A 25,553-nucleotide genomic window follows, 5' to 3' on the forward strand; every position below is an offset into this window, starting at 1 on the left:
CCTCCCCGTGAGGTTCTGCAGAAACTGCAAGTTGCAAATTGCGGACCACGGCAGTGGTTGCGCGCTAAGCGGAAAGCGTCATCGGACGGGCCGATTTGGCGTCCGCGTGGCCGACGTATGTATCTGATTGGCTGTTGTCACTCTGTGGCGCGAATGCAAAAATGCCGTCATGGGGTTGAGCAACGGGGCCTGCACGTCGCTGCAGGAGCTCGCGCCGGGGGTCTGGGCATATCTGCACGCCGACAGTGGCTGGGGTCACAGCAACGCCGGCCTGGTGTGCGGCGGCGACGCCGCGCTGCTCATCGACACCCAGTACACACCGGCAATGACCCGGCGCATGGCCGCTGCGATGCGCGATGCCGGCCTCCCGGCCGTGACGACCGTGGTCAACACCCACGCGAACGGCGATCACTGCTGGGGCAACCAAGAATTCTCCGGTGCTGAGATCATCGCCTCGAAGGCGACGGCCGAGGCGATGCCGCACGACTTCCCGCCCGGCATGATGCGCAAGCTGCTCAGCGACGAACTTGCTGGCACACCGGCTGGGCAGTACACGCGGCGGCATTTCGGCGCGTTCGACTTCACTAGCGTGGTCATCACCCCGCCGACGAGGACGTTCACCGGCGTCACCAGCGTGCCCGTCGGCAGCCGGCGGGTCGTGCTGCACGAAGTGGGGCCTGCGCACTCCGAGGGTGACGTCTTCGTCCACGTGCCCGACGCGAATGTCGTGTTCGCCGGGGACATCCTGTTCGCCGACCACCCGGTCATGTGGGCCGGCCCCCTGGAGAACTGGATCGCCGCCTGCGACCAGATTCTTGCCACCGGAGCGAGCCGGATCGTGCCTGGTCACGGCCCGGTCGTCGGACCGGACGGCGTGCACTATTTTCGCAGCTACCTGCAGCACGTGCTGGCCGCGCTCACCGAACGCTTCCACCGCGGCATGCCGTACTGGGCCGCGGCCATGGACATCCCGCTCGGGCCCTACGAGCACCTGCCGCTGCGCGAGCGGCTCGTCGCCACGGCCGCAGCGACCTACCACCACCTCGGCGCACCCAAGGTCCCGCCCGCGGAAGTCCTCGACCGCATGGCACAAGCCTCGCCCGATGCGTCGTGATGTGACCCACGCCATCAGCTGCGTGCCCGCATCTCATCGACCGGGATCAGCATCATGACGCGGAATCCGAGTGCCCGCAGCGTGGTCAGCGCGACGATCTCGATCTCACGCGGCCCGCTGAAGTAGGGCACATGCATCAACCGGCGGTCGCCGTCCGGATGCAGGTGCACTTCGGCCTTCTCGTCCCAAATCCGGCGGGCGTCCGGGCTGCCGGTCAGGATCCGCTGGATGATCTCCTGCAGCCGCGCATTGTCCGGGTGCCGGGCACTGGCCGCTCGCAACTGCGCCAGCATCGGCCGCGCCCAGTCCCGCTCCCAATTGATCAGCTGGATGCGGCTCTCCTTGTACAGGAACGGCCACAGCATGATGTTCGGTTCGTACCGCAGATGCGGGAACCAGCGCAGATGATCCTCGTTACTGAACAGGCAGTCCCACGCGTCGTCGGAGACGTACGCGGGCCACGGCTGGGCGTCGACGATCGCCCGCAACGCTTCGAACTGCGGCCCGACCGGCACCGCTCGCGGCGGCTCCGGCTCGTGCCCGGCGGCCAACATGTACAGCACGGCCCGCTCTTCGGCTGACAGCTGCAGAATCGAGGCGACCTCGTCGAGGAAGCTCAACGAGTACGCACCCTTGACGCCGCGTTCGAGGTTGGCGTACCACCGCGTCGAGAAGCCCACGCGGTGCGCAACATCCTCCTGCGTCACATACTTTCGGTTCTTGCCATTGCGGCCATGAACGAGACCCGGGACCGAATTCGGGTCCAGTCTCAACCGCCATTTCGGAAGCAACTCGTGCAGCTGCTCACCCGGCGCGGAATTCGCCGGAATCAGGATTGTCGGTTCCACACATTCCCCCGTTTGTGCAGGTCACCACAGCGCCATGTCGCGACTCGGATTCACTTGGACCGTGACCGCGAATACGCCACTTGTATTCCGCGATAGCCCCCGTCGACGAATCTAATGATCGATCACCTCCAGGTGAACGGTTGTAGTCGTCCCATTCCAGGTTGTCAATCAAGATCCACAATCACGCGGGCACAAAAGGAGCAAATCCGACGCGCAGGAACTGGCAGTTCCGGAAGTGGGCACTTCATGAACCAGGTGCGTCCTGGCACTCCTTCGGGTGATCGCGCAGGCTCTGCAAGGCCCGATACGGGGGCGGACGACATAGGACGAATGGCCGATGACGTACGTAAATCGGGCAGCGCAACCGGAAGGAATCGGCCGAAAGGCCACTCTTGAAAAGGAGCACGATGAGCCAACGATCGGTCTTGATCACCGGCGGAAGTTCTGGTATCGGGCGCGCTACCGCGCTACGGCTCGCCGGTCAGGGACACCGGGTCGCTGTGACCTTCCGCACAAGCCAGCCCCCCGATGGGGTCCTGGCGGTTAAATGCGACGTCACCGATCCGGCGTCATTGGAAGCGGCGTTCAAGGAGGTCGAGGCTGCGCAGGGCCCCGTCGAAGTGCTGGTCTGTAGCGCCGGGACCACTGCTGACCAGCTTCTCCTGCGGATGACGCCCGATCTGCTTGACCATGTGCTGAGCACAAACCTGGTCGCTCCGATCCTGGCTGCGCGCCTCGCCGCCCGGAAGATGATCCTCAAACGCTTCGGCCGGATCATCGTCGTCGGTTCGGTCGTCGGCATGCGGGGTGAAGCAGGCCAGGTCAACTACGCCGCTTCGAAAGCTGGGCTCATCGGCGCGGTACGATCGATGTCGCGCGAATTGGGCAACCGCGGCATCACCGTCAATGTCGTCAGCCCTGGCCTCACCGACACCGACATGCTGCAATCGACGATCGGCCCGGAAAAGGCAGCTCAAATGGCTGCCGAGCTACCCATTCCACGCGTCGGGACCCCAGATGAGGTTGCTGCAGCGATCGCCTTCCTCGCCTCCGACGACGCGGCGTACATCACCGGAGCCATCCTTCCGATCGACGGCGGCGCCGGCATGGGTCACTAACCCCTCGGCCATGACCTGCGGTGCTCGGTCACTGGGCGCTTTTCGACAGTAGTGGCGCATTGACGAGCTGGGCGGCAGGTAGCGCTTGGCCGGTCAACGTCGGGCCGTGCGGCTCTGTGCCGTACGGCACCGGCACGCCGGCCCGGCGCAGGGCGCACCCGCTGGCCAACCGAACGCAAGCCAGGGCGGGGCGATGCCGACCGCGACGCGACGGCCGGTGGGGCAGGGCTCGCCGCACGCGACCCGACCGGCCGACACTCGACTTCGACGAGCCGTCCGAGGTGACTTCCTCCGACGGCGATCATCCGCCGAGAGTGGACTTCGTCGTGGTGTCTGAGCTGGTGAGGACGAAGATCTCCCAAAGGGTGTTCGCGCCGTAGTCGTGCAATGCCTCTGCCAGTTCCAGCAGGCCGAACGCGGTGATGCTCTCCTCGACCTCGGGCAGGTCCTGATCGAACACCTCGGGCGGAGCCTGGTGATCGCGGGCGACCCGGAGCGCAGCAAACGCCCGGTTGTAGGCGGAGGCGAGCAACGCGCGGGACACCTCGTCGATGCCGGTCATGGCCGTTGCGAGTGGTGGAGCGGCCAGCATCTGCGGCGTGACGTACAAGGTTGAGACGGCAACGACGTCGGCGAGCCGAAGGTGCTCGGCGCTGATTCGCGCTCCGCGTTGCGTGCACAGACGGTGCAGCACAGCTGTGCTGATCCGCGCCAGATGCAGTGCGTGCCGGGCCCACTGACGCAGCAGAGCGTCGAAGTGATCAGTACTCGCGCTGTACCGTTCGCTGGCGCTCGCCGCTCGCACACCGAAGGAGCCGCTGCGTTCGCCGACCAACTCCGCGTCGCGGATCTGCTGGTTGCTGACGGACTCGGCAAGGTACGCCGCGGCGAACGCCTGCACGCAGTCGTTGGCGGTCATCGCCGCTTCGAGCAGGCCGTCCACGACACCGATGTCGAACTGTTCTCCCCACCGACCGGTCGGGAACTCCCGTGGCAACAGGTTCATGCGTTCGATCCTGCTGCACGGCCAAGGTCTCCGGTAGTTGGCCAAGGTTGGCCAGCTCTCGGCGGCCAGGGATGGCCCCGGTCACCGGCCACCCGGTTGTATCGGTGCCGGCCGCGCCGCTCGCGAACGTCGAGCATCAGCCAGGAGCTCGGTCAGGGTTGCGACGGCGTACTGCAGCTGCCGGTCGGTGACATCCATGTGGCAGACGAGTCGCACCTGTTTCGCAGACAACGCGCAGCAGAGGACGCCGCGGGCCGTGGCAGCAGCGGTGTACGCGTCCGCGGTCCAGCCGGCGCGATCCACGTCGAGCATGACGATGTTGGTGTGTACGTCCGCCGGATCGACGACACCGTGCGCCTGGAGCGCTGCGGCGATCGTTGCGGCGCGGTGGTGATCGTCGGCAAGGCGGGCCAGGTGGTGGTCGATGGCGTAGATGCCGGCTGCCGCGAGGAACCCGGCCTGCCGCATCGTGCCGCCGAGGCGTTTCCGCAGCTGCCGGGCACGGTCGACAAGCTCGGCCGGGCCGAGCATGAGCGATCCTGCTGGGCTACCGAGTCCCTTGGACAGGCATACGGACATGGTGGTGAACAGCCGCCCATACTCGTGCAGTGCCACGCCGGTGGCGATGTGCGCGTTCCAGATCCGTGCCCCGTCGCAGTGGACGGCGACGCCAGCTGTGTCTGCCAGTGCCCGTAGCTCGGTCAGAACGCCGATCGAATGGACGAGGCCGCCGGCCCGGTTGGCGGTCTGCTCGACACCGATCGCCATGGTCGGCACAGTGAAATAGGTGGCGCTGCGGATCTGCGCCGCGACGGTCGCCGGGTCAAGGACGCCGCCTGGTGAGGTGAACGTGCGAGTGGATATCCCGCCGACGGCTGCTGCGGCACCGGCCTCGTAGGTGACGAGGTGCGCGTCGGTGTCGGTGAGCAGTTCCTCGCCCGGCCCGACGAGCGCCTGGATGGCCACCTGGTTGCTCATCGTGCCGGTCGGCAGCAACAGCGCGGCCTCGTGGCCGAACAGGTCGGCGACCTTGGTCTGCAGCCGCTGCACGGTCGGGTCTTCGCCGTAGCCGTCATCGCCGACTTCCGCGGCGGCGATGGCGCGGCGCATGCCGGCGGTCGGGCGGGTCACGGTGTCGCTGCGCAGGTCGACGCGCATGGTCACGACCCGCTCTGAGCCCGGTCGGCGAGGTCTTTGATGATGCCGGCGATCCGCGCCGGGTGCTGCAGCGGCAGGTGGTGCCCTCCGTCGAGCCACACGACACGTACCTGTCGACCGGATCGAGTCATGGTGCTGCACAACGCCGCCTGGAGCCGGTGCAGCTGTCCCGAGTGCTTGGGCCTTGCCATGACCGCGGTCACCGGCGCGTTGATTGCGGCCAACAGGGTCGCCGGTTGCTGGCACCACAGGCTGTAGGCGAGGCCGGTCTCGGCGCCTCGGTCCAGGCGTAGCCGGAGCCGACCGGGTTCACGGGCAGGCTGGTAGTTGGCGAGCACAGCGGGCAGCGCAGCCTCGGGCAGCCCGGCGCCGCGAGCCCAGGCGGCGAGGGTCGACGCGGTCGGTTCGGTCCGCCGGTCGTTGCGCATCACGGCGTGGGCGGTGTTCCAGTGGTCCCCGAACAGGATCCGTGGGTCGGGCAGGCCGCCCTCGACGCAGCACACGCCGGAGACGAGGTCGGGGCGTCGAACGGCGAGCTGCAGCGCGACGGCGGCGCCCATGCTGTGCCCCGCCACGACACAGCCGTGCAACCCGCGCTGGTCGAGGACGGCGGCAGCGTCTTCGGCGAGCGCCTCGACGCGATAGCCACCGGTCACGGCGGACTGGCCGTGGCCACGATGATCCCAGCACAGGACACGTCGGCGGGGCAGACGGCGGATGACGAGGTCCCACCACCGATGCGTGGAGGCCAAACCGTGCAGCAGGACCACCGGCGGCCCGGAACCGCGCCGATCGTGCACCGCAACGCCGCTCCCGCCGGTGCTGGCCGTCGTTGCGGCTGGCGGCTGGGTGTCTAGCGCGGCGTGGATAGCACACCTCCCGGGTGACCCGAGGTCAGCGCGGCGATCCGGCTGGCAAGCGCTGCGGCGGTCGGATGGTGCATGACGTCGTCGAAGGCGAGATCGACGCCGAACACGTCGCTGAGCGCGACCGACAGTTCCGCAGCCAGCAGGGAGTGCCCGCCGATATCGAAGATGTTGTCGTCGGCGCGGACCGGCACTTTCAGCACTCGCGACGCAACCTCTACGACCGCGTCGATTACACCGTTCGTCGGCCGTTCAGCGCCCGGCATGCCTGCGGACGGTGCATCGGCTCCCGTTGTGGGAGGCGCCGACGCCGCGTCTGTGGATACGCCATCCGGGCTGGCGTTCAGGGCGGTGGTCGCAGCCGCGGCACTCATGGCCCGCTCGGTGAGCGCGGCTCGGTCGACCTTGCCGTTGCTGGTCAGCGGCAGGTCCGGCACGGCGTGGATCGCGTCGGGCTTCATGAAGTCGGGCAGCCAGAACATGGCCTGGCTGGCGGCGGCCTCGTGGACCGTGGCCGGGTCGGTGGTCGGGTCAGTGCCGACCACGTACGCGACGAGCCGGCTGCCGGCGACCACGACTGCGCAGGACCGGACGGCGGGGTGGGTGCACAGCATCTGTTCGATCTCGCCGAGCTCGACCCGGTGTCCGCGGATCTTGACCTGGTCGTCGACGCGGCCGGCGTACACGAGGGTGCCGTCAGCGCGGTGGGAGACAAGGTCGCCGGTGCGGTACCAGCGGCGCCCGTCGGGGTCGGTGGTGAACCGGGCTGCGGTCCGGCCGGGGTCGGCGGCGTAGCCGCGGGCGAGCCCCGGACCGCCGACCCACAGTTCTCCGACCGTGCCCAGCGGTACGTCGCGGTCGCGGTCGTCGACGACCTTGACGGTGACGTTGGGCAGCGGGGCGCCGATGTGGATTGGGGTGCCGGGGGTCATGACGCCGACGCTGACCGCGATCGATGCCTCTGTCGGTCCGTAGCCGTTGAGGACCTGCCGGCGCGGGGCGGTCCAGCGGTGGACGAGGCCGGGGTGGCAGGGTTCGCCGACCGAGACCACGGTGCGCAGCGCGGGCAGGTCGCGGGCCGGGACAGCGTCCAGGACGGACGGGGTGAGGGTGACGACCTCCACGGCGTGGCGGCGCAGCACGTCGGCCAGGACGGGCCCGCCGGACCTCGCCGGCTCCGGGCAGAGGACGAGGGTACCGCCGGCGGTGAGGGTGGTGAGGATCTCGCACATCGCGGCGTCCCAGCTCCACGCGGCGAATTGCAACACCCGGGTGCCGGGGCCGATGTCGAACACGTCGGCGAGGGCGGTGACGGTGTTGCGGACGCCGCGGTGTTCCACGAGGACACCGCTGGGTGTGCCGGTGGACCCGGACGTGAACACGACGTAGCAGAGCCGGTCGGCGCCGAACCGCGGCGCGTCCGCGCCGTACACCGCCGTTCCGGCTGGCTGGCCAGGCATGATCCGCCGATCTTGGATGCCGCCAGCGGCGTCGGCGATGAGGGCCAAGTCGCACGCGTCGGCCATGTGCTCGATGCGCTGCCGGGGCCAAGCCGGGTCGAGGTAGAGCAGGGCGGCTCCGGCGCGCAGGATGCCGAGCAGGTGCACGAGCCCGTCGATCGTGCGGGGGTAGGCCAGGCCGACGACCCGGTCGGGTCCTGCGCCGACCGCGAGCAGCTTGCGCGCGACCGTGTCAGCGGCGGTGGTGAGTTCCCGGTAGGTGCACGTCGTATCGTCGTCGAGGACGGCGGCGGCGTCCGGGCTGCGGTGGGCGTGGTCCCAGATGCGGTTGTGGATGAGCTGCGTCGATGGCGTCATCGGGTGCTCGCGGGGATGGTCGGGTGCAGCCGGACGGGCAGTGTTTGCAGGCTGCGGAGGTTGCCGTTGCGGCGCCATGCTCGTCCGGGCAGCGGCGTGATGTGTAGGAACGTGCTGGTGAGGCGTTCCAGGGTCCGGCGGGTCTCCTGCCGGGCCAGCGGCGCGCCGAAGCATAGGTGCGGGCCGTGGCCGTAGGTGACCGGCTGCGGGCCCGGCCGGCCGGGCTGGAACCGGTCGGGGTCGGGAAAGGCGTCCGGGTCGCGGTTGGCGGCGCCGAGCATGAGCACGACGCTGGCCCCGGATGGGATGACGTCGCCGGACGGCAGCGTCAACGGTGCGGTGGCGCGGCGGGCGGTGAACTGGGTCGGCGGGTACAGCCGGCCGACCTCATCGACGACGTGCGGGACCCGGTCCGGTTCGTTGGTGACCAGCCGCCACAGCGTCGGGTCGTCGGCGAGAGCCATGACACTGTTGGAGATCAGGTTGGCGGTGGTCTCGTTGCCGGCGGTCACCAGCATCAGCAAGTTGGCGACGAGTTCGTCGCGGCTGATCGTTCCGTCGAGCATCGCCGACACCAGGGCTGTGATCATTGACCCGGCCGTGTCTGCGGGAGCGTCGCCTGCCGAGTCCGCCGTCGCCTCGGCCGCTGCGAGCCGGTCCGCCACGATGGCGGCGGTGCGCCGGTCGACCAGCGCCTCCAGGTAAGCGATCAGGTCGGCGGTCGTCGACAGCAGCGCGTCGCGGTCACCAGTGGGCACATGTCCGGGCGCGGCGACGATGTCGCCCCACGCGTGGGACCACCGCTGGACGGTGGCGATGTCGACGTCGTGGATGCCGAGCAGGTGCTGGGTGACGCGGATCGGGATCTGGGCGGCGAGAGCGGTCGCCACATCGACCGGCTCCCGCCGCTGCACGCTGTCGGTGATCCCATCGAACGCGGCGTCGATCGCGGCGTCGATCGGGCCGGTCAGATCGGTGCGGACCCGCCGCACTCCGACGGGTTCGGCGAGGGCCCGGCGCAGCCGCCGGTGCTCGGGATCGTCGACGAACGACACGTGCAGGTCGAGCATGCGGAACGCCGCCTCGAGGCCGGCGCCGCCGAACCGGGCGAGGCTGTCGGTGTGCCGCATCTGCACCGTCGTGTCGGGGCTGGCCAGGACGTGCTGGACGTCAGCGTGCCGGGACAGCAGCCAGGTGGAGATGAACGGGTCGAAGTACACCGGGGCGTTGCTGCGCAGCCGCGTGTAGTACGGGACCGGGTCTGCGATGACGTCCGGGGCGTGCAGGTTGTGCAGGGCCAGGTGCTGGTCGGTCTCGGTGATCGCCATGTGGGTCGTTCCCCCGTGTGAGGATGAGCGTGTCGGTGCGCCCCCTGCGCGCCGTCCGCGACTGCGGTGGCGTACGGCGCGCAGGTTGTGGCGTAAGCCGGGTGCTGCCCGGCTGTCCGCTGCAACGGCTGCCGGTCAGGGCAGCTGGCCGGGCGGTCGCGGGATGTCGTGCCGGGCCGCCCGGCCCTGCCGCGGATGCGCGGCGGTGCGGCAGGTCAGCCGGTGACCGGGGCCTTCGTCTGCCCCGGTGTGGGGACCGGCGCCGGAGGCGTCCCCGGCCCGCCGGTGCCGGGCGGCGTGGTCGGGTTCCCGGTCGGCGGTGCCACCGTCGGGTTCCCGGTCGGGCTGCTCGTCGGGTTGCCGGTCGGGCTCTTCGTCGGGCTGGCCGTCACTGTCGGGCTGGCCGTGGGACTTCCCGTCGGGCCGCTGGTCGGGCTGGTTGTCGGGTTGCCCGTCGCGGTCGGGCTCGCGTCTCCGCCGGGCGCCGCGCAGGTCGCGACGGCGATGTTGATCGTCGCGGCTTCGGTGCTGGCACCGGCGGTGAGTTTGACCTGCATCGCGATGACGGTCACGGACCCGTTGCCGTTCTTGACCTTCACGTTGTGAGCGACCGAGCCCCGCTTGCCGAGCGAGCCGGCCGGGGTGCCGGAGACGCTGCTGGACGTGACGCCGTTGGTGCACGTCGCCGTCGCGCTGGACGCGGACACGAGGCCGTCGAAGGCGGAGAAGCCGGTGACGGTGGCCTTGGCCTTGCCGCCGCCGGCGCTAACCGTGGCGCCGCCGACGGTGATGCTGCCGTCGGAGGATCGGGCGCCGCCGCTGCCGGTGCGGGTGGTGCCGTCGGTGGAGGACACCGACGGGGTCGCGCCGATCGGTGCGGCGCCGCTGGCCGAGATGCCGTAGGCGGCGTCGTGGTAGGTCGGTGCCGCTCCGGCGGCGGTGGCGTACAGCATGATGCCGAGCGCGCCGGCGGTCAGGGTTGCGGTGGCGGCGACGACGCGCCGTGCGGTACTTGCGCTCATTGTGCTCCCTAGAACGATGGCTGGACATCTGGGTTGGCCGCGCCGGGCGGACTCGAGCCGGGCTCGGGCTGGTCCGGCGTGGGCTGTGCTGTGCGGGTCAGGGGTCGATCCGCACGAGGGTGCCGAGCGGGACCCGGCGCAGCGCGGTGAGCGCGTCGGCGGGGATCCGCAGGCAGCCGTTGCTGACGGCGTGGCCGTAGACGCTGTCGTCGGGCCAGGTGTGCAGTGCGGTGGTGGCCGGGCCGCCGTGGTAGCTGGCCAGCGTGGTGCTGTGCGTGCCCAAGGGCAGAATCACCGGTGAGTACGGCTGTGCCGGATCGGTGATCGAGGCCAGGACGAACGTGCGGCCGGTCGGGGTCGGCGTCGCAGCGGCGCCGACGGCGACCGTCCACTGTCCGGCCGGTCGCCCGTCGTGCCACAGGGTGATCTGGCGGGCGGTGACGCTGGCGCGGATCTCGTACGGGGTGCGGGCGAGCTCGACGCGTGCGGCGTCGAGCCAGCCGCTGGCCCCGTTGGGCCGGTTCGGCAGCAGGACCTGGACCCAGCCGGGCTGCTGGGCGATGACCGGCAGCCAGGTGGCGCTGCTGGCCTGGGTCGGCGGGAGCCGCGCGAACGCGGTCCCGCCCGGCGCGTCGTACACGGCCACGGTGGTGGCGTTGTGCACGACGGCGCCGTCAGTGCCTGCGGCTCGGTCGGTGTCGACCGGCGCGGCGGGAATCGTTGTGTCGGTGCTGGCTTCCGGCAGGGCGGCGAGCTGCCCGGCGGTGACCGGCGGCACGGCGACTGGGTCGTACTGCCACGCCGGTGTACTGGCTGACGTGCTGGTCGAGGTGCTCGTCTCGCTGGGTGCGGGTGCGTCGATCCGCGGGTCCGGGTCGCGGTGGATGGTGCGCCAGGCGAGGGTGAGCATGACGGCTAGGAACAGCAGGCTGGCGGCGACGGCGGCGTACTCCCGGCGCCTGGTGTGGGTGCGGACGTCGCCGCCGTCGCCGTGGCTCATGACGTGATCGCCGTGAGGAACGCCGGGCCGGGCACGCCCAGGCCGGTGATCTGGTCGTAGCCGGGCCCGGTGCGCAGCGACTGGGTGCCGGCGTCCAGGTCGATGAGGTAGTCGCCCTGCGGGCTGTCGGCGCTGATCGCGGTGGTCCACACCCCGGCACCGACGTGGGTGACGTCGGTGACGATTGGCACCCCGGCCGCGGCCTTGCCGTACAGGACCGGCGCTGCCAGCCCGATGGTGACGCCGTTGCCGGCCCGGCCCTGCGCGACCGCGGCGAGCGACGCGATGATCGGCGCGGCGAGGGAGGTGCCACCGACCGGCCCGGCCCGATACTGGCCGCCGGCCGTCCAGCCGACGTAGAAGCCGGTGTACGGGTCGGCGAGGGCGGCGATGTCCGGCACCGACCGGCGCGTGCCCGGCGTGTTGCTCTGCCAGGAGGGCTTGGCGAAGTAGGCGCTGTTCCCGCCGCCGGCGCCGCCGATGAACGGCGGGTTGACCCGCTGCCAGGCACCGCCGTTGAGCCGGTTCGCCGCGTCGGACCAGCCAGTGGTGAACAGCACCTGGTTCTGCCCGCCGACGGCGGTGGAGGTGCCACCGACTGCGGTGACCCACGGCGATGAGGCGGGGAACAGGACGCTGGTGCCGTTCGCGCCGGGCAGGTTGGAGTTGTCGCCGGCGTCGCCGGAGGAGACGTAGGTGCCGATACCCAGCAGGGCCGCCCGGGCGAGGATGTTGTTGACCGCGGTCAGGTACGGCTGGTCGTTCGGCTCACCGGCGCTGATGCCCCACGAGTTGGAAATGATCGTGGTGTCGATCGACGCGTCCGCGACAACCTTGGCGAGGGTGTCCGGCAGCTTTGTGCAGTCCGGCGCGGCCGCGTACACGATCGTCGCGTCGGGTGCGATGGTGTGCGCCGCCTGGATGTCGAGGGCCTGCTCCATGTTCCAGGCGCCGACATCGCAGCCCTCCACGGTGGACTGTGGTGCGTACTGCTTGACGATGAACCGGTTCGCGGGCAGCTGCGGGACGCCGTTGGTGGCGAAGGTCTTGTTGGCGTCGGCGAGCGCGGACGTCTGGTGGTAGGCGCCGACGATGACGATCGTCTGGCCCTGCCCGCGGTCGTTCGCGCCGAGACCGTACATGCTGCGCAGTTGGGCGCCGTTGTAGCCGCACAGCATGTTCGACTGCCGGCCGCCGGTGTACTTCTGCGGCACCGAGCCCTTGTTCCACTCGGCCCAGTAGGTGGAGCAGTACTGCCCGTCGGCGAGCGGCTGCACACCGGCGGCCGGTCGGACCGACAGCGGCTTCGCGACCCGCGGGGTGAGGCCGGTGACCGCCTGCACGTCGCTGGCGATCTTCGCAGGCACCCGCGGTGCGCCGATCGCGGACAGCGCCCGCACGCCGTGGCTGGTGTCGGTGCGCAGCCCGACGCCGAACGCGGCGCTGGTGGCGCGGGCGGTGCCGGTGACGGTGAGCCGGGAGCCGGTCTCGTCCAGACCGGCGACGGTCAGCCCGGACCGTTGCGCCCAGGCCGTGACGCGGGCGACCCGCGCCTGGGGTGCGCCGAACCGGTCGCGCAGCTGGGCCCGGCTGAGCCGCTTGCCGTGCTGCGGGCTGTCCGGTGTGGACACTGCCGCGGCGAGGGACTGCAGCCCGGCCGGGTCGGCGCCGGTCAGGTCGAGGGTGACGGTGACCTGCTGGGCGGCGGGCACGGCACCGCCGCCGGGTTGGACGGGGGTGGCGTGGGCCGGGCCGGTCATCGCGACGAGCGCGACAGCCGCCCCGGCAGTCACGGAGATGACGACGCGTGCAAGGTGCATAGAGGGGTTCCTTCCTTACCGCCGGGTGGTGGGCGGCAGTGATCGGCACCGCCCACTGGTGGCGGTGCGAGCGACGAATTGGGCTGATACGGTGTGGATCAGGCAGCCGGGCGACCGGCCACGCCTACGGTGCTGCGCAGTTCACGGACGAACCGCGCAGGAGGGATGTGGGGCAACCTGCTCGCACCGGCCACCGGAGCCGCCATGGACGGCGCAGCATCCGGCCGAGCACAACCGCCGCTCGACAGGCCCTTGCGTGCAATCCCCACGGACCGACGGCTCGATCGCAGCTGCACCAGCTTCGAGCGCACGCACCACGTTCGAACGGAATCGGTCACGCCAACGACAATGGCCGCTCGCGCTCGCCAGCGGAACGTGTCATGGGGTGTGGCCTATGGGGACAGGCCGGCCGCGGACATCGGCCGGTGACCACACGACGCGCCCCGCTCGGGCGTGCGACGCCGCACCGCGAGCGGCGTCGGGAAAAGGGGGAGCTCACCGCGATGACATCGCCCTACAGTTGGCATCCGCCGGCGCCGAGCTCGACGCTGGAGCGATACGACCCGGTGACAGCGGCCCGGCTCACAGATCTCAGCCAGGCATGCAACGCTCTCGCGATGGCCGTGGCTGGCGTCACCGCGGCAGGTGAAGCCGCGGAGATGCGGTTCAGTCAACTCGCCGGAGACGACGACGGACCGCCGAAGACCCCATACCTGCTGCTCGCTGAGGACGCCGCGTGTAAGGCGTCACTGCGTGCCGCTGCCGAGTTGACCGCGCACTTCACTCGGACGGCTGTCATCTTCGCAGCCCAGGCGAGTGCAGCCGCGATGCGGTTGATGCAGGCCGGCGATGCCGGTGATACTCCGGCGACGCCTGCCCCGTCGGACTTCCTGCGGCAGCCCGAAGCCGTCCTGCCACCCGTCGCGGAACGGGTGTCAGGTTTGGAGGATGTCGATCTCGAGGCGCTCGACGCCGCCTACCAGCAGGTCCTCGAACATGCGTGGCGCTGTCGCGGCGACGGCTTCGACCAGTACGACGACCCCTCAGCCGCTGAAGCCGGTCTGACCGCCAACCTGGCCGTGGCGGCGCACACCTATGCGGTGCTGCTGGTGCACGCCGGCAGGAACGTCGGCGTCTGACAGAGATGCGGCGCCGGCCTCCCGGAGGAAGCCGGCGCCGCAGGAATCACCACTGGAAGTACGGGTCCTGATCCAGACCGAGATCCGCGACCGTGACGCCAAGCGTCTCCGCCAGCAGCCGCCGATTGTGCTGATTCGGCGTCACGCGGTCGTTCTCCCACTTCGACAGGCTCGACCGCCGCCCATCAAACGTTGCCGCTGTACCGCCGTGGCCCTCAGCCGTCAGCACCATGCGAGCCATGAGCTGGGGCTGGTCCCACCCGCGGAGCTTGCGGTAGTGGCGGATGCGCTGCCCGACAGTCATCGCCGCGACGTCCGCATCGGACGGCAGCCCGGGCCGGTCGGCGTTCATCGCCGCCTCCCCGGCACTGCCGGTCGGCCAGGGCGTGCCTGGCACCGTCCCACAGCGTTGCCGCCGTTCGGCCCGCTTCCGGCGCCGCGAACTGCTGGTGCAACGCGGGCGCCGACGCTGCCGACCTCCCCGATCTGGTGTTGATCCCCCGTCGCCGTACGCACGTCGTCTTCCTCCCCCATGGAGGCGCGTCCTTCGACGCCGGCGCAGGCGCGACAGCCATCGGAAGCCGTCGCCGCAGCAGAACTGCTACGTGACGGCACTTCCAGACTCTCGGCCGCGCCGACGCGATACACGCCCATCGCTCGACATTGACCGCGAACACGAGCCGGTCAACGTATCTACCTGCAAGAACGTGCACCGGCCGCGCACGTCGGGGACGTAACCACGGCTCGCTCCAGCTCGTCAAGATCGGATACGAACTCGTAGACGGACATTGAGCTGCGCTGACAGGGCGCCGCCACCTTACGACGGCTACTCACGTCACGCGTTGTCCCTACTCAGCGACACCTGGCCGACGGTGCCGCTACCAGGCGAAATATGTTGATCATGCGGCGTGGTGGCGGCTGTACCGAGGGATGCGCCGCCACGGCAGCAGTGGGATCAAGAACGCGACGTACACCGCAAAAAATCTCAGGAATCTTGTGTTCGAGGCCAAACACGGCACGACCCCGAACGATAAGGACTGTGAGCAGCAGACGAACCGCGGCCACTGCCAAACCAAGCGATCTGCGGACGACTGTCGACGCTCCGTCTCCACGGGATGGGTGACAAGGGTGACACGTTCTCCGGGTCTCCCCTTCGCCCCTGCGGGTTCACGCGCGTCCAGTCCCATGTCACATTCGCTATTGCTGCATCCCGGGAAGACGTGCTACATGCGTAGGAGATGACCGGAACACCTGTCACCCCCGTCACCCGCTCCCGCCACACGGGAGTCGTCGTCGCGTCCGCTCGAACCTTGCGAAGTCCGGACCTGCTACCTTGCGGATGATCTTGTTGAGTCCGCCCAGCAGCCTAGGCTGCAGCTGCGGGCCGGCCGGCTCGACGACCGGCGGGTTCTTCAGTGGCCCGGCACGCCCGCTTGTTGAGCGACAAACGGGACCGTCCGAAACGGTGGAACCGCCACTGCCGTCGGGGTGAGCGGCAAGCTCAGCGCGCTCCGGCCACTCGTTCGTCGGCGATCGTCGGACAGTCCCGGTGCGGCGTCTCAGCCAAATGTGAACAGGGAGCCTTGCCCGACCCCGGAGAAGCGGCGTCCGCGGTAGCGGCTTACGGCCAGGTCGTCGGGGTCGGCTAAGTCGAAGACAGCCAGATCGCAGCAGGGGCACCGGCGGGTTCCCTCAACCTTGGCGACGTCGACGATGAAGCCGCCGACGGAGCACACCGCGTGCCCGCCGAGGCCGTCGGCGTTGTCCTCGGTCATGTTCCACACGCCGCCCCATGCCCTACGCCGGTCTCCTTGCGATACGGCCAGGCTTTTCATGGCGTGCCATCCCGCGTAGGTCCGACGGTGAGCGGGATTGGTGTCGCTTTCGGCGGCACCAACATGGAACGCGACGTCACCACGGGCGAGGGTGGTGGGGGGAACCGACTGGGCCGTCTCCAACGAGGTGACGTAAACACCCTGTCGGCGCCCGCTCGCGGAGGTGGGGCCGACGAGAATATGGGCGTCGAGCAGCTTGGCGATGGTGTGATTGTTCAGATCGAGGGCGCGGGCAGCTTCAGCAGCGGAGACCTTCATTATGCCAGGCTAAATCCTCTGCAAATATCATGCAAAGGGTTTATCTGGGATGGCTGGAGACTGTGGCCCTCGCCGGGCCGTTGACACTGCGCCGAACGGGCCGGTGGCTGTGACGGCGAGGCATTTCTGTCGCTGCGTCTGGCCCTGCTCGACGGACATCTGCACGCTGCGCAGACCCGCGCAGTCCTGGACTGCACGCTGCCGGTCGTGCTGTCGTCTTCAGATGCCGCCGCCACAGATTCCCCGAAGACACACCCTTACGGATCTGGATGTCGTCGCCGCTGGCGCCCATCCCGGCTGTCGGTGTGCTGCTGCGCGTCCCGGAGACGACCGTCACGATCCCGCTTGGCGGCGGGGAGCGGTCGGTTGCGTGGTCGCTGACCGCTGCCGGGCGTATGACGGTGCCTGCTACGCCGGTCTGGCGGCAATATCGACGGGTCTCCCGGCACACCGCTCGGCGGCCGGTTCGACGGCCAGACGCCGCGTAGCATGTCGCCCAGCGCGCGCAGGATCGCCGGGCGCTGCCGCGGCGAGGTGCCGCGCAGGGCAACGGTGACCAGGCAGCACAGGCCCAGCATCACGCTCGAGACCGTCACGGCGGCCGCTTCAATGTTCGACACGTCGGGGTCCGTTCCTCTCGTTGCGCCCGGGCCTGCCCCGGGGGTTCGCATCGATTACCCCACGACGTATTTTTGCGAGAACAGAAGAAGTTTGCGGGGTTGTAACAGGAGGGGTCGGATGCCGCGCGGGCCGGTCGGTGGCGCAACGGCTGCCCTGGTCCAGGCCCTGGCCGACCAGGGCGTGCGGGTGTCGCCCTACCAGATCGAACGGTGGCGGGCCAGCGGTGACCTGCCCAGGCCAATCCGCCACGGGCGGGGCCGAGGGCGCGGGGTGACCTCGGAGCCGCCGGACGAGCGCACCGTGCAGCGCGCGATGATGTTGGCCAAGGTGTCAAAACGTGGCTCGCGCCGCTACGGCGTGCACCCCATCGAACGGTTCGCAGCCGGCCTGCCGGTACCCGACGACGTCGTCCGCGGCGCCATTGACGACGCCTTGGCCGAGACGGCCCGGATGCTCGCCGCCGACGTCACCGACGCCGATGCCGGCTGGCAGGCTCGCCACGACCTCGTGGCGCGCATCCCCTACGCGCAGGCGGTGCCGTTCAGCTGGCAGGACCTGCTCGACGCGGTCGATGGATCGCCAGACCGTGCCGAGCCGCCCCGCCTCCGCCTCCGCAGCGCGCTCGCCGGAGTCATCCACGCCCTGGGCGGTGGCAGTGAGGTGCTCAGCCAGGACCTGATCGAGTATCTCGGTCTCTTCGGCGATCTGCCGGACGACCAGCTGGAACAGCTGCGGCAAGCGCTCCAGGAGGCCGAGCTGCGCGGCGACGACGTCTGGGACCGGATCGCCGAGGACATGTCGATCCACCGCCTGCGGCAGCTGGCCGCCACGACCGCCCTCGAACGCTGGCAACGCGCACTGTCCGTCCTCGCGATCGTCACCTGGTATCAGATGTGGGTCGCCATGGCTGGCACGCTCGCCCTGGCCGGGCAGCCGTTCGACTTCGGTGACCATATCCGGATCGACGGCGCGGTCGTGCGCCAGCTCCAAGCCGACCCGATGTGGGCGGTGGCATGCAGGTACCGGCTCGGCGTCAAACCGAAACAGCGGGTTCGCGATCTGGTCCTGATGGCGTTGGGTCTGCTCGCCCCAGGACAGGTCGAAGCGATGGAGGCGTACCGGAACCGCCTGGTCGCAGCGATCCATCCACAGCCGGTCGACGCGGCGAGCACCTGACTACAGACTGCCGGTACCCCTCACTCCCTTCCTCGCTGTTTTCTCCCGGGCAGCGCCCGACGGTCCGGGGCTCGCCGGGTGATGGTTCAACACCGCCAGCGGCCGTGTCATGGTCCGTGCCGGCCGCTGGCCCGGACGCCCGCAGGCCTACACAACGGGGTAGCGGGCGACAGGGCGTGAACCGGCCGTGGCATACGTTGACAGATCAACCGCGTGCCACCGCGTGGCCGGCAGTTCAGCTGGCGGCTATCCATAGCTGTGTATAGCTTCCGGCACGGCGCTTCATCCGGCCGTGCTTGCGTTGGTCGGGAACTCGTACAGCCAGTACTGCTGTTCGTCGATGCGCTGCGCGTGCACGTCGCCGGAGAGGCGGTGCAGCATGAGCCGGACCACGCGGGACATGCGCCGCACCTCGTCGGTGCGGGTGCAGAAGTCCAGCGCGATGAGTGCGCCCTGCGCCGCGGCGGTGTGGTACATCGCGGTGACGAGCTCACCGAATGCGGTGGCCGCCCGGGCGTCGGCCTGGGTGGCGACGAACCCGCAGTACCAGATGCGCCGTTCGGCGTAGTGCTGCGGCCAGCGCCGCTCGAAGTACGGCGGTGAGATCAGCGGTACCGCGTCCAGGTCGTTGGTGTACGTCGACAGCCCGCGGATGGTGTCGGCGTCGTCCAGGCACAGGTACTTCGCGACCCGCGGGTCGCTCATCACGTCGTCGAACTCGTGGCGGTACATGAGATGGCGCTGCACGGCCAGGGCGTTGAGCTCGGCGAACGCTGCACTGTACAGCGTCCAGGCGGTTTCGCGGTGTTCGCCGTCGACCTGGTCGACGATTTTGACGGCCATCGTTGTTCCTCGCGGGTCTGGAGAGCGGATGCGGTTGATGGGGTGGGGGGTGGCGGTCGGCCGGCCCTACCCGACTAGTTGGTGCAGGGCACGACCCATCCGGGCGCGTTCACGGACGAGACGAAGGCCGCTGAACGGCGGACCCGTAGAAGCCAGCGGTCCGCAGGGCCAGCGGAGAAGGTTGACCTGTCGCGGCCGGGGTGCACACCCGGGTCGGTGTGCAACCCCGGCAACCGGGCGGGGCCGGTGGTCAGTGGCGGGGAAGGTCGGTGTACCAGGGGCGGTGCCGCTCGATGGCGTAGCCGGCGTTGAGCAGCGCCGCATCAGCGCCTCGGCGGCCGATGAGCTGCATCCCGACTGGGAACCGGCCGGCCATCCCGGCTGGAACGGTGAGGCTCGGGTGGCCGGTGAAGTTTGTCAGGTACGTCATCGCCCAGCCGATGAGCGGGTTGACGCCGACCCCGTTGATCGACGCTGGTCCGACGGTGTAGCCGGTGTGGCCGTTCGGCACGGCCGGGACCGCGAGCGTCGGACAGGCGATCAGGTCATAGCCGGCGAAGATCCGCTCGAGCGCGGTGTTGACCGCGACCCGCAGGAACGCGGCGTGCTGGTATTCCACGGCGCTGGTTGCCTCGCCGCGGTGGAGCATGTCGACGAGATCCGGGGACAGCTGGTCGGTGACGCCGGGGTCGAGCAGGTCGACGGGGGCGCCTTCGACGAGGAACAGGTCGCGGCCGTGCGCGTACAGCGCGGACTGCAGCATGACCCACAGGGCTGACAGGTCGTCCTGGGTGACCGGCCGCCCGGCCGGGGACCGTAGCGGGTGGATCTGGATCTGGTCCAGGCCGAGGCGCACGGTGGTGACCGTGGCCCCGGCGGCGCGCAGCGCTGCAAGACCGGCCGGGACGGCGGCGGCAACGGCCGGGTCGACGGGGAACAGGTCCAGGTCGGGGCTGTAGGCGACCTTGACGCCGCGCAGCCGCCCGGCCAGGCCGCCGGTGTAGCTGGGCGGGGTGTCGAGCAGGGAGAACATGTCGACCGGGGACGGGCCGCCCATGACGTTCATCAGCAGCGCGGTGTCGGTGATGGTGCGGGTGATCGGGCCCGGGGTCAGCATCGGGGTGTGCGGCAGCGGCGGCGCGTCCTGCGGGATACGTCCTTGGGTCGGTTTCAGCCCGACGACCCCGCACAGCGCGGCGGGGATGCGGACGCTGCCGCCGGCGTCGGAGCCCTGGGCGAGCGGCACCAGGAACGCCGCCACCGCGGCCGCCGCGCCGCCGCTGGACCCCCCGGCGTTGTAGTCGAGGTCGAACGGGGTTCGGGTCGGCCCGAACACGAGATTGTCGGTGGTGCCTTTGTGCCCGAGCTCAGCGGTGTTGGTCTTGCCGACGACGATCGCGCCGGCGTCGATGAGTCGCTGGATGTAGATCGATGTGAACGGGGCGGTGAACCCGAGCTGGTGAAAGGGCCGGGACCCGAAGGTATTGGGGACGTCCTTGACGTAGTCGAAGAGGTCTTTCACCGCCAGCAACAGCCCTTCCAGCGGCCGGTTCGTCCGGGCCCGGTATCGGCGGTCGGCCTCCCTGGCCGCGGCGTAGACCTGCTCGTCCGGCAGCAGGTAGACGAAGGTGTTGATCGCCGGGTTGATCCGCCGGATCCGGGTCAGATGTGCCCGGGTCAGTTCGACGGCGGAGATCTTCCGGTGGCGCAGCAGTTCCAGCTGCACGGTCGCGGGCAGGAAACACGGTTCCTCGCCGGCCGGGGCGGTGCCGGTGTACGGCAGCGGCGGTCCGGGCGGCGGCGGCACGGCCAGCGCCGGGCGGGCAGGCATCAGCACGGCCGCCCCCGCGGCGGCCGTGAGCAGGGTGCGTCGGGACACGTGCATGCGATCACTCCAAGAGTTGGTCGAGCGGTGGATGTCACGCTGCCCGCGACTAGCGCAGGCCGACGGTGGGTGACGCGGGGCGGCCGGTCGCCGCAGCCGACGCCGGGCTGTGGCCGGTGCCGGAGTCCGGATGGGTGCTCAGGCTGGCCGTCACGCTGGCGGCGGCGGGTGCGGGCGGCGGTTCGTGGCGGAGTTCGGCGACGAACCGGTCGATGTGGGCCTCGGTTACCCCGGGCACGCACACGATCCGGGCCCAGCCCGCTGCGACCGGGAGCGACCACCGCCGCCGCAGCAGCTCGGACGGTGGCTGCAGCAGGACGGTCATCGACCCCGGATGCCGCAAGCCAGGCCAGCCGAGCTCGCGCAGCCGGCGCAGGGCGTAGCCGGCGAGCGCGTCGCTGCGCCGAGCCCGCCGGGCCAGGCCGTCAACGCCGTACTCGTGCAGGGCCTGCCACAGCAGCAGCACGGCGTGCCCCGACCCGCACCCGTACCTGTCCGCGGCATCGCCGGCATCGGACGGGTCTGCGGGCGAGAGCACCGGCAGCGCCGGCGATGCAGCTGCGGCTGGGCTGGCGATCCGGCGCACCGCCACGGCGCAGGGCAGCGGCACCGGCAGGAACTGGTCGCCGGCCACGACGACGCTGTCCGCACCGGCGGCGAACCCGACCGGCGTCTGCGGCACCGCTCGCGCGGCCAGCGGCAACCCTTCCAGTGGTGCATCCACATGTAGATGCGCCCGGATCGGCAGCGCGTCGATCGCGGCCCGGATCGCCGCCACGTCGTCGAGGGCGCCGGTCGCCGGTGTGCCGAGGGTGGCCACAACAGCCGCCGCCGACGGCCGACGCTGCCGGATCTGCGCGGCGAGCCGTACGGGGTTGAGGATCCCGCGCCGGTCCGCCGCGACAACGACGGTGTCCAGGCCAAGAATGTGCGCTGCTGCGGCCACATGGGCGTGCCCGGCCGCCGACAGGTACAGCACTACCGCTGCGTCGGCCTGCCGTAGCGGCAGCAACGTCCTGATCGTCGCAGCGGTCAGGCTGTCGCACACCGCGCCCTGCCACCCTCGCGGGGGCGCCTGCAGCAGCTCGGCGACCTGCCCGACGACCTGGTCGGCGAACCAGCCGACCGTCGGCCCCACGCCGATGTCCTGTTCGGCCCGCAACGCATGTCGCAGCAGCGGCGCGACGGCGACGGCACGGTCCAGGTCGGTCGCAAACGGCTCACCGATCGCCGTCGCGCGGCGGGTGTCCCGGTCGGCGAGCAGCGACGCCACCGGGCCCGGGAGCGGATGCCGGACGTTCACGCCGCCGCGTCCAGTTCGGCGATCCGCACGCCGAGTGCGGCACACAACGCGATGAGGTCGTCGTTGGCGTGCACGTAGGCGGCGTCGGCGGTGCGCATGGCCGCGGCTGTCTCGGTGAGCAGGTCACGACCGGCCGGGGTGCAGGACAGCACGACCGTCCGCCTGTCGGACAACGGCCGCTCGCGACTGATGAGCCCGCGCCGCGACAGCCTGGTCAGGATGTCGCTCAACGTCGCCTTCGCGACCGCGATCTGCCGGCACAGGTCCAGCACCCGCACCTGCGGCTGCGAGTGGACCAGGTGCAGCACGACGTAGTCCGGCACCGTCAGGCCCGATCCAGCCAGGACCGCGCGTTCAGCGTTGGCCCGGGCTCGACGGGCGAGATGCCAGGCCGCCACGACCAGCGGCACCGCGACACTGCCGCTACTTGGGTTCGCGGGTTCGGCGCCAGTCATTGGCGGTGCCTGCCGCCATGCCGGTTCAGCCGACGCAGCCAGGTGCGCCACCAGTCCGACCAGCTGCTCCGGCGATGCCTGCCACGACCGCCATGACGGTCGGCGTTCTCACCCGTCGCGGCCGTTTGCGACGGTTGCGACGCTGGCGTCGCAGCACTGCGATCATCGCTGTCCATGTTTCCCCCGTGTCGGTCGAGCACCGGCACACCACCAGGCCCGGGCCGCATCGGCGGCGGGGGCGATCACCGTGATGAGCACGAATCTGACCCTGCCCGCAACGCCCTGCCGCCGGAACGAGTGGGGACGTGTGGGCACGTGTGGGGTTGCCGCGCTGGGAGTCGATGCGTGCGACGTGCTGCGGCAGCGCGGTGACCGTTGCGACACCGTCGCAGGCGGACACAGCCGACCTCACCGGCGTTGCGACCGGTTGCGAAAGCCAGCGCAACGAGCCGGACGACGCGGCACGGTCTCGGCTAAGGCTCGCGCACCGCGACGCCCATGAACATCAATCAACATCGCGGCGACGGCGACGTCGCGGCCGTGTCACATCAGCAGGCGTCCAAACAGGCGGCAGCATGGTCTACACAAGAAGCTGGCCTCGCCCGGCCCAGACGTGGCCACCGCCGTCAAGCCTGTTCGCACCCATGCGACCGCTCGCTGGATTCGCAGATTTGATTCATGCGCAGCGATGGACCAACGGACCGTGGAAGCGGTCGGTCGAGTGGCAACGGTGCAGCGGCCCAGCACTCCAGACGGCCGTTCGCCATCGTGCGAGACTGCCGCACCGCCGATGCTGCGGATCACAGCACAGGTCCTGTGTCGCACGTAACAGGCTTGCCCGCCGTGTTCAGCGAGCGTCATATCTGTCGCCTACGGACGCGATGGACCACTACCGCAACGCGGAACGAGGCTACGCAGCCGCTGCGGGCGCGGCGACGTGGACGAGATGCCGAGCTGTGCGCGGGCGGCATCTACTGCGACGGACCGCGACGTTGGACAGGTGCGGTGCGGCGTCGTCGCAGCCGATGTCGATCCGCCTCAGTGCCCTGATTGGTGCATGCGACGGTCCGGTGTTGGGTTTGGCACGCGGAGACGCCCCGCCCCCTGCTCCCGTTGGACGGGTGCGGGGGCGGGGGCATGCGTCAACGTGCGGGCACCCTACGGGTTGCCGGCACGAACGTCTTATCGCATCGCGTGCAGTAGAACAGGCCCTGCCACTGCTGGAGCCGGAGGCGGAAGCCGGGCAGTTTCGCCTGGTGCTTTCGCCATTCGATGACGGTCAACACAACGGCGCCGACGAGCAGACCCGCCAGGATCAGCACCACCATGATCACGCCAAGCAGCCCAGACGGGGTAAGCCTGCTGGGGTCATCGGCGAGCGCCCCGAGGCTGCACACCGCCATCACGGCGAGGACCACGGCGGCCACCGCCGGGAGCATGTACCGGGCGGGCAGCCGCGGCGGCGCGAGCCGGCGGGCGAGATGGGTCCGGGTAATGGCGGTGCCGCGGGCCATGTGCCACTCGCCGGTCAACGACTGCTGCGGCACCCGCACGGTCGTCCGGGTTGTGCTGGCAGCGTGGAGGGTGCTGACCTTCCCGACCTGATCGAGACTCCCGCACTGCGGACACCGCACGTCCAGGTGCACAGGCGGGGCCTTCGGCCGGGCGGCCGATGTCGTCCGACCGGCTGGCTGTGGTGCTGACCTCTGATCCATGCGAACCCCCGTTCCACCCCTGATATTGATCCAAGTAGCTGGCGATGTCCACCCGCAGGCGCCGACATCGCGACTGCCGCCCGTGGCGAGCCGCTGCGATCAGCCGCTCGATGTTCCTGCGGAAACGGCGTGCCGCCGGCGCGGCTTGACCACCGTCAGGTACTCCTCCTCGGAGAGGGCGCCAGCCTGTAGCCACCTGCCAGCGACGGTGGCGGCGTACCGGACGGAACCCACGAGCCGATCAAGCTCCGCCGCCGAGGGCAGTGCCTGACCACGATCCCGCCGCTCCTGCACTATCGCCCACATCAGCGCGGCCTGTGTCTGACGCTTCGTCTGCGCCGACGCATCGTGCGCATCATGGGCATTGTGCACGTTCTCCGTGTCATCGCTGGTGGACGTGCTTGCACCGCTGCTCTCGCCGCTGCCTGGCTCAGCTGGACCGGCCTCGTAGCCGGGGCCTGAACGCTGGCTTGTGCCAACCGCAGGTGCCGCAGCCGCCAGACGCGATGGGACGAGGTCGACCGCGATGAGCTCGGTCAGGCCGTCGTAGTCGGCGCCGTCGGCCAGCCGCACCGCGATCTCGTCAAGGTCGTAGACGGCGACCGCGATGTCGGCCGTCGTCGGGTCGACCGTGGCGCGGATCTTGCGGTGCAGCACCTTGGCGATCGCCTTCGTGCGCACCTCCTTGCACTTCTCCGCGCGGGCCGCGGCCAGGGATGTGTAGAGCCCGAGCCGGTCGTCGGCCTTCGCGAGGTTCTTCGCGCGCAGGGTGATCCAGGGGTGCCGGATCCAGTGGCCGATCACCTCGTACGCCGGTGTGGTGGGCGGCAGGTCGCCGGTGGCCCGCAGCCGGTCGCGGCGCTGGTTCTCGGTATGCATCAGCCACACCAGGTAACCCAGCGCGGACATGCCCGCGAAGAAGCCGGCAAGGAGCTTGTTGTCGTGCGCCATCCAGTTGAACGCGACCGCGAAGCCAGCGATGACGGCCGACAGTACCCGCGAGGCCGTCGCCCGTTCGCCAAGTCGGCGCCGCACGTCGGCGTTGGCGAGCACCACGATGCCGCCGAGCTCCAGCGCGCCGACTGCCGGGATGGCCCACAGCAGCGGGATGCCGAGCGCTTCGACCGCGCCGGACACCTGCCCGGCGAGGGCGACGAGCAGCACCACGACGTAGAACAGCTGGCGCATCATGACGCTGTTCCGCATCGCGTTGGCGAGGTCCGCGT

22 protein-coding genes are annotated in these 25,553 nt (G+C 70.1%); 4 read left to right on the forward strand and 18 right to left on the reverse strand.

What is annotated here, in order from left to right; genetic code table 11:
• Positions 1 to 169 precede the first annotated feature (169 nt).
• Positions 170 to 1,114: an MBL fold metallo-hydrolase gene (locus ACQEVU_RS34885; protein ID WP_433331189.1), complete on the forward strand. Its 945-nt coding sequence runs from the start codon at positions 170 to 172 to the stop codon at positions 1,112 to 1,114.
• Between the two features lie 14 nt (positions 1,115 to 1,128).
• On the opposite strand, the gene ACQEVU_RS34890 is transcribed toward ACQEVU_RS34885, so the two are convergent.
• Entirely contained in the window at positions 1,129 to 1,962 is an 834-nt protein-coding gene (locus ACQEVU_RS34890) for a helix-turn-helix transcriptional regulator (RefSeq protein ID WP_433331191.1), read from the reverse strand.
• A gap of 407 nt (positions 1,963 to 2,369) precedes the next feature.
• Here ACQEVU_RS34890 and fabG point away from each other — a divergent pair, with 407 nt between their 5' ends.
• Positions 2,370 to 3,080, forward strand: coding sequence for a 3-oxoacyl-ACP reductase FabG (fabG, locus tag ACQEVU_RS34895; RefSeq protein ID WP_433331193.1), 711 nt, complete (start codon positions 2,370 to 2,372; stop codon positions 3,078 to 3,080).
• A gap of 301 nt (positions 3,081 to 3,381) precedes the next feature.
• Here fabG and ACQEVU_RS34900 read toward each other — a convergent pair whose 3' ends face one another.
• The 8 genes from ACQEVU_RS34900 to ACQEVU_RS34935 form a co-directional block, all read right to left on the reverse strand.
• Positions 3,382 to 4,086, reverse strand: coding sequence for a hypothetical protein (locus tag ACQEVU_RS34900; protein WP_433331195.1), 705 nt, complete (start codon positions 4,084 to 4,086; stop codon positions 3,382 to 3,384).
• Between the two features lie 81 nt (positions 4,087 to 4,167).
• Positions 4,168 to 5,244: a threonine aldolase family protein gene (locus ACQEVU_RS34905; RefSeq protein WP_433335190.1), complete on the reverse strand. Its 1,077-nt coding sequence runs from the start codon at positions 5,242 to 5,244 to the stop codon at positions 4,168 to 4,170.
• 2 nt (positions 5,245 to 5,246) lie between these two features.
• Entirely contained in the window at positions 5,247 to 6,044 is a 798-nt protein-coding gene (locus tag ACQEVU_RS34910) for an alpha/beta fold hydrolase (protein ID WP_433331197.1), read from the reverse strand.
• A gap of 53 nt (positions 6,045 to 6,097) precedes the next feature.
• Positions 6,098 to 7,927: a non-ribosomal peptide synthetase gene (locus ACQEVU_RS34915; RefSeq protein ID WP_433331199.1), complete on the reverse strand. Its 1,830-nt coding sequence runs from the start codon at positions 7,925 to 7,927 to the stop codon at positions 6,098 to 6,100.
• Positions 7,924 to 9,255 (reverse strand): cytochrome P450, encoded by a 1,332-nt coding sequence (locus ACQEVU_RS34920; RefSeq protein WP_433331201.1) that lies wholly within the window; start codon positions 9,253 to 9,255, stop codon positions 7,924 to 7,926. Before ACQEVU_RS34920 ends, ACQEVU_RS34915 begins: the two co-directional genes overlap by 4 nt.
• Positions 9,256 to 9,470: 215 nt before the next feature.
• Positions 9,471 to 10,277 (reverse strand): hypothetical protein, encoded by an 807-nt coding sequence (locus ACQEVU_RS34925; protein ID WP_433331203.1) that lies wholly within the window; start codon positions 10,275 to 10,277, stop codon positions 9,471 to 9,473.
• A gap of 97 nt (positions 10,278 to 10,374) precedes the next feature.
• Positions 10,375 to 11,277 carry a L,D-transpeptidase gene (locus tag ACQEVU_RS34930; RefSeq protein ID WP_433331205.1) on the reverse strand — a complete coding sequence of 301 codons (903 nt, stop codon included), beginning with the start codon at positions 11,275 to 11,277 and terminating at the stop codon, positions 10,375 to 10,377.
• Positions 11,274 to 13,097, reverse strand: coding sequence for a S53 family peptidase (locus ACQEVU_RS34935; protein ID WP_433331207.1), 1,824 nt, complete (start codon positions 13,095 to 13,097; stop codon positions 11,274 to 11,276). The genes ACQEVU_RS34930 and ACQEVU_RS34935 overlap by 4 nt, the downstream gene beginning before the upstream one ends.
• Before the next feature lie 503 nt (positions 13,098 to 13,600).
• Between ACQEVU_RS34935 and ACQEVU_RS34940 the strand changes: the two genes are divergently transcribed.
• Positions 13,601 to 14,236: a hypothetical protein gene (locus tag ACQEVU_RS34940; RefSeq protein WP_433331209.1), complete on the forward strand. Its 636-nt coding sequence runs from the start codon at positions 13,601 to 13,603 to the stop codon at positions 14,234 to 14,236.
• A 46-nt stretch (positions 14,237 to 14,282) separates the two neighbouring features.
• Here ACQEVU_RS34940 and ACQEVU_RS34945 read toward each other — a convergent pair whose 3' ends face one another.
• From ACQEVU_RS34945 to ACQEVU_RS34955, 3 genes are all read right to left on the reverse strand, one after another.
• Positions 14,283 to 14,588, reverse strand: a complete 306-nt coding sequence (locus ACQEVU_RS34945; RefSeq protein ID WP_433331211.1) for a helix-turn-helix domain-containing protein — start codon at positions 14,586 to 14,588, stop codon at positions 14,283 to 14,285.
• A 1,207-nt stretch (positions 14,589 to 15,795) separates the two neighbouring features.
• A complete protein-coding gene (locus tag ACQEVU_RS34950) occupies positions 15,796 to 16,329 on the reverse strand; it encodes a hypothetical protein (RefSeq protein ID WP_433331213.1) in 534 nt (177 codons plus the stop codon).
• A 257-nt stretch (positions 16,330 to 16,586) separates the two neighbouring features.
• Positions 16,587 to 16,949, reverse strand: coding sequence for a hypothetical protein (locus ACQEVU_RS34955; RefSeq protein ID WP_433331215.1), 363 nt, complete (start codon positions 16,947 to 16,949; stop codon positions 16,587 to 16,589).
• Between the two features lie 118 nt (positions 16,950 to 17,067).
• Here ACQEVU_RS34955 and ACQEVU_RS34960 point away from each other — a divergent pair, with 118 nt between their 5' ends.
• Positions 17,068 to 18,126 carry a hypothetical protein gene (locus tag ACQEVU_RS34960; RefSeq protein WP_433331217.1) on the forward strand — a complete coding sequence of 353 codons (1,059 nt, stop codon included), beginning with the start codon at positions 17,068 to 17,070 and terminating at the stop codon, positions 18,124 to 18,126.
• Between the two features lie 282 nt (positions 18,127 to 18,408).
• On the opposite strand, the gene ACQEVU_RS34965 is transcribed toward ACQEVU_RS34960, so the two are convergent.
• The 6 genes from ACQEVU_RS34965 to ACQEVU_RS34990 form a co-directional block, all read right to left on the reverse strand.
• Complete coding sequence (locus ACQEVU_RS34965; RefSeq protein WP_433331219.1) at positions 18,409 to 18,969, reverse strand: hypothetical protein; 561 nt, start codon at positions 18,967 to 18,969, stop codon at positions 18,409 to 18,411.
• Positions 18,970 to 19,219: 250 nt separating this feature from the next.
• Positions 19,220 to 20,854 (reverse strand): amidase, encoded by a 1,635-nt coding sequence (locus ACQEVU_RS34970; protein WP_433331221.1) that lies wholly within the window; start codon positions 20,852 to 20,854, stop codon positions 19,220 to 19,222.
• 49 nt (positions 20,855 to 20,903) lie between these two features.
• Entirely contained in the window at positions 20,904 to 22,157 is a 1,254-nt protein-coding gene (locus ACQEVU_RS34975; protein ID WP_433331223.1) for a pyridoxal-dependent decarboxylase, read from the reverse strand.
• Positions 22,154 to 22,567 (reverse strand): MarR family winged helix-turn-helix transcriptional regulator, encoded by a 414-nt coding sequence (locus ACQEVU_RS34980; RefSeq protein ID WP_433331225.1) that lies wholly within the window; start codon positions 22,565 to 22,567, stop codon positions 22,154 to 22,156. The genes ACQEVU_RS34975 and ACQEVU_RS34980 overlap by 4 nt, the downstream gene beginning before the upstream one ends.
• A 1,187-nt stretch (positions 22,568 to 23,754) precedes the next feature.
• A complete protein-coding gene (locus ACQEVU_RS34985) occupies positions 23,755 to 24,258 on the reverse strand; it encodes a hypothetical protein (RefSeq protein ID WP_433331227.1) in 504 nt (167 codons plus the stop codon).
• 168 nt (positions 24,259 to 24,426) lie between these two features.
• On the reverse strand, positions 24,427 to 25,518 hold the full coding sequence (locus ACQEVU_RS34990) for a hypothetical protein (RefSeq protein ID WP_433331229.1): 1,092 nt from the start codon (positions 25,516 to 25,518) through the stop codon (positions 24,427 to 24,429).
• Between the last annotated feature and the right edge of the window lie 35 nt (positions 25,519 to 25,553).

Source organism: Dactylosporangium sp. CA-139066, assembly GCF_050936175.1.
In the GTDB taxonomy this organism is placed as follows: domain Bacteria; phylum Actinomycetota; class Actinomycetes; order Mycobacteriales; family Micromonosporaceae; genus Dactylosporangium.

What these genes read in the sequence shown, in the direction of transcription:
- ACQEVU_RS34940 (WP_433331209.1), top strand. Translation starts at nt 13,601, where the DNA reads ATGACATCGCCCTACAGTTGGCATCCGCCGGCGCCGAGCTCGACGCTG.
- ACQEVU_RS34900 (WP_433331195.1), bottom strand. Translation starts at nt 4,086, where the DNA reads ATGAACCTGTTGCCACGGGAGTTCCCGACCGGTCGGTGGGGAGAACAG.
- ACQEVU_RS34945 (WP_433331211.1), bottom strand. Translation starts at nt 14,588, where the DNA reads ATGAACGCCGACCGGCCCGGGCTGCCGTCCGATGCGGACGTCGCGGCG.
- ACQEVU_RS34930 (WP_433331205.1), bottom strand. Translation starts at nt 11,277, where the DNA reads ATGAGCCACGGCGACGGCGGCGACGTCCGCACCCACACCAGGCGCCGG.
- ACQEVU_RS34925 (WP_433331203.1), bottom strand. Translation starts at nt 10,277, where the DNA reads ATGAGCGCAAGTACCGCACGGCGCGTCGTCGCCGCCACCGCAACCCTG.
- ACQEVU_RS34965 (WP_433331219.1), bottom strand. Translation starts at nt 18,969, where the DNA reads ATGGCCGTCAAAATCGTCGACCAGGTCGACGGCGAACACCGCGAAACC.
- ACQEVU_RS34970 (WP_433331221.1), bottom strand. Translation starts at nt 20,854, where the DNA reads ATGCACGTGTCCCGACGCACCCTGCTCACGGCCGCCGCGGGGGCGGCC.
- ACQEVU_RS34905 (WP_433335190.1), bottom strand. Translation starts at nt 5,244, where the DNA reads ATGCGCGTCGACCTGCGCAGCGACACCGTGACCCGCCCGACCGCCGGC.
- ACQEVU_RS34885 (WP_433331189.1), top strand. Translation starts at nt 170, where the DNA reads ATGGGGTTGAGCAACGGGGCCTGCACGTCGCTGCAGGAGCTCGCGCCG.
- ACQEVU_RS34915 (WP_433331199.1), bottom strand. Translation starts at nt 7,927, where the DNA reads ATGACGCCATCGACGCAGCTCATCCACAACCGCATCTGGGACCACGCC.
- ACQEVU_RS34935 (WP_433331207.1), bottom strand. Translation starts at nt 13,097, where the DNA reads ATGCACCTTGCACGCGTCGTCATCTCCGTGACTGCCGGGGCGGCTGTC.
- ACQEVU_RS34990 (WP_433331229.1), bottom strand. Translation starts at nt 25,518, where the DNA reads ATGATGCGCCAGCTGTTCTACGTCGTGGTGCTGCTCGTCGCCCTCGCC.
- ACQEVU_RS34920 (WP_433331201.1), bottom strand. Translation starts at nt 9,255, where the DNA reads ATGGCGATCACCGAGACCGACCAGCACCTGGCCCTGCACAACCTGCAC.
- fabG (WP_433331193.1), top strand. Translation starts at nt 2,370, where the DNA reads ATGAGCCAACGATCGGTCTTGATCACCGGCGGAAGTTCTGGTATCGGG.
- ACQEVU_RS34960 (WP_433331217.1), top strand. Translation starts at nt 17,068, where the DNA reads ATGCCGCGCGGGCCGGTCGGTGGCGCAACGGCTGCCCTGGTCCAGGCC.
- ACQEVU_RS34950 (WP_433331213.1), bottom strand. Translation starts at nt 16,329, where the DNA reads ATGAAGGTCTCCGCTGCTGAAGCTGCCCGCGCCCTCGATCTGAACAAT.